The sequence below is a fragment of the Rhizobium sp. CF122 genome (assembly GCF_000282035.1).
Taxonomy (GTDB): domain Bacteria; phylum Pseudomonadota; class Alphaproteobacteria; order Rhizobiales; family Rhizobiaceae; genus Rhizobium.
The window spans coordinates 1-3,389 of sequence record NZ_AKKA01000094.1; the positions used below are offsets into that span (position 1 = coordinate 1).

3 protein-coding genes are annotated in these 3,389 nt (G+C 59.8%); all 3 read left to right on the plus strand.

The features are described from left to right. A partial coding sequence (locus tag PMI09_RS23950) for a mannose-1-phosphate guanylyltransferase/mannose-6-phosphate isomerase (protein ID WP_007800544.1) occupies positions 1-965 on the plus strand: 965 nt, incomplete at its 5' end. Positions 966-1,060: 95 nt separating this feature from the next. Continuing rightward, a complete protein-coding gene (locus PMI09_RS23955) occupies positions 1,061-2,377 on the plus strand; it encodes a UDP-glucose dehydrogenase family protein (protein ID WP_007800546.1) in 1,317 nt (438 codons plus the stop codon). 2 nt (positions 2,378-2,379) lie between these two features. Next, positions 2,380-3,389: NAD-dependent epimerase (locus PMI09_RS23960; protein WP_007800548.1), on the plus strand; the 1,010-nt coding region annotated here is incomplete at its 3' end.

Here is a 3,389-nt window from a genome sequence, read left to right on the forward strand (position 1 = left end):
CCGGCTACGGCTATATCGAGGGCGGAGAAACGTTGGCGACCGGCGCACGGGTTGTGGCGCGCTTCATCGAAAAGCCGCCGCTCGCCAACGCGGAAGAGATGCTCGCCGCAGGCGGCTTCTATTGGAACTCCGGTATGTTCATGTTCTCGGTTTCGTGTCTGCTCGACGAGCTGCGCACCCACGCCCCGGAGACGATCAAGGCCGCCGGAGAAGCTGTTGCGAACGCAAAGACAGATCTTGATTTCACACGCCTCGACAAGGCGGCGTTCGCCACAAGCCCTGATATCTCGATCGACTACGCCATCATGGAAAAGACGAGCAACGCGGCCGTTGTCCCCTCGCCCTTCAAGTGGTCCGATCTCGGCAGCTGGGATTCTGTCTGGAAGAGTGGCCGCCGCGACGCGTACGGCAATGTCGCAGCCGGCAACACGACGGTCGTCAACACGAAGAACTCACTCATCATGACCCATGGCGTGCATCTCGCCGTCCAGGGAATGGACGACATCGCGGTTATCGCCAGCGAGGACGCTGTTTATGTCGGACGACTGCAGGACAGCCAGGATGTCGGAAATCTCGTGAAGATGCTCGCTGCCGCCCCATCGACATCACAGCTCACCGAGACGCATCCGACCTCTTACCGGCCTTGGGGCGGCTATACATCGGTGCTGAACGGCGACCGCTTCCAAGTCAAACGCATCTTCGTCACACCGGGCAAGAAACTGTCGCTGCAGAAGCACCATCACCGTTCCGAGCATTGGGTCGTCGTCAAAGGTACGGCCGAGGTGACGATCGGCGAGAACGTGCAGATGCTCAGGGAAAACGAATCCGTCTACATTCCGCTTGGTGAAGTCCATCGCCTCGCCAATCCCGGCAAGATCATGCTCGAGCTGATCGAAGTCCAAACCGGATCCTATCTCGGAGAGGACGATATCATCCGCATCGTCGACGAGTTCGGCCGCAGCTGATCACTGCTGTCTTGAACTTATAAACTTCCCCCTGTAACACCATCGCGGTCCCGCCAATCGGCCGGGCCGCGATCGCTGTCTCAGGGAATGAACCCATGCGTATTGTGATGATTGGCTCGGGCTATGTCGGCCTTGTTTCCGGTGCCTGCCTCGCCGATTTCGGCCATCATGTCACCTGTGTCGACAAGTCCGCAGCAAAGATTGATGCCCTGGAAGCCGGCAAGGTTCCGATTTTCGAACCCGGTCTCGATAATATCATCGAACATAACCGCAACGCCGGTCGCCTGGATTTTTCGAAAGAGCTGGCGACATCGGTTGCGAACGCGGACGTCGTCTTCATCGCCGTCGGCACGCCGTCGCGCCGTGGCGATGGTCACGCCGACCTTAGCTATGTGTATGCGGCCGCCCGCGAGATTGCGGCTGCGGTGTCCGGATTTACCGTCGTCGTCACCAAGTCGACGGTTCCTGTCGGCACCGGCGATGAGATCGAGCGCATCTTCCGCGAGGAATTCCCGCAGAAGGACATCTGCGTGGTGTCGAATCCGGAATTCCTGCGCGAGGGTGCCGCAATCACCGACTTCAAGCGCCCCGACCGCATCGTCATCGGCACCGAGGAGCCGCGCGCCGTCGAGATCATGCGCGAAGTCTATCGCCCGCTCTATCTCAACGAGGCACCGCTTTACTTCTGCGAACGCCGCACCTCCGAGCTGATCAAATACGCCGCCAATGCCTTCCTGGCCATGAAGATCACTTTCATCAATGAGATCGCCGATCTCTGCGAGCAGATCGGCGCCGACGTGCAGAAGGTCGCCAAGGGCATCGGCATGGACAAGCGCATCGGCGATAAATTCCTGCATGCAGGCCCCGGATATGGCGGCTCGTGCTTCCCCAAGGACACGCTGGCGCTGGTCAAGACCGCGCAGGATTATGACAGCCCGGTTCGCCTCATCGAAACCACTGTCGCGATCAACGACAACCGCAAGCGTGCCATGGGCCGCAAGGTCATCGCCGCTTGCGACGGCAATGTTCGCGGCAAGAAGATCGCCATCCTCGGCCTGACCTTCAAGCCGAACACCGACGACATGCGCGACGCGCCGTCGATTACCATCATCCAGGCCTTGCTGGACGGCGGCGCTAACGTTCACGCCTATGATCCGGAAGGCATGGAGATGGCAAAAGAGGTCATCGGCCCGATCACCTACGGCACTGACCCCTACGAGATTGCCGAAGGCGCGGATGCCATCGTCATCGTCACGGAATGGGACGAGTTCCGGGCGCTCGACCTCAAGCGGATGAAATCGCTGGTGAAGACCCCGACGATTGTTGATCTGCGCAACATCTATCCTGTCGCCGAAGTCACCAAGCACGGCTTTAGCTATTTCGCCATCGGAAAGAAGAACGAGAAGAAGTAGAGATGCGCTATTTCATCACCGGCACTGCGGGCTTTATCGGCTTTCATCTTGCCCGCCGCTTGCTGCAGGATGGCCACGAGGTCGTCGGTTTCGACGGCATGACGCATTACTACAACATCAAGCTCAAGCACATGCGCAACGCGGCGCTGGCGCAGTTTCCGGCCTTCCGCCCGGTGACGGCCATGCTGGAAGATCGCAAGGCCCTGGAAGAGGCCGTGGCGAGCGCAACGCCCGATGTGATGGTGCATCTCGCAGCGCAAGCCGGCGTACGCTACAGCCTCGAAAACCCGAGGGCCTATCTGACATCGAACCTGGAAGGCTCTTGGAACATCCTCGAGATCGCCAAGGATGTCGGGGTCAACCATCTCATGCTGGCTTCAACCTCATCGATCTATGGTGCCAACCCGTCCATTCCGTTCCGCGAGACAGACCGGGCGGACGAGCCGCTGACCTTTTACGCGGCGACGAAGAAATCGATGGAACTGATGGCGCACAGCTATGCCCATCTCCACAAGGTCCCGACGACCGCCTTCCGGTTCTTCACCGTCTACGGCCCCTGGGGACGTCCCGATATGGCGCTCTTCAAGTTCGTCAAGAACATGCTGGAGGACCAGCCGATCGAGATCTACGGCGAAGGCCGGATGAGCCGCGACTTCACCTATATCGATGACCTCGTGGAGGCGGTCGTCCGGCTATCGTCGGTGGCTCCGTCGGAAGCCAACCGCGTGGCCGACGAACGTGTCGAGACGCTTTCGCGTCAGGCTCCGTTCCGCATCGTCAACATCGGGGGCGGTCAGCCCGAAAACCTGATGACCTTCGTCGAAACCGTCGAAAAGGCACTTGGCCAATCGGCGAAACGCAAGATGCTGCCAATGCAAAAGGGTGACGTGCCGCGCACCTTCGCCAGCCCCGATTTGCTGGTGGCTCTGACCGGCTACAAGCCGGAGACGACACTGGATGTCGGCGTGAAGGCTTTTGTCGACTGGTATCTGGAAGCACGCGGCGAACTCGA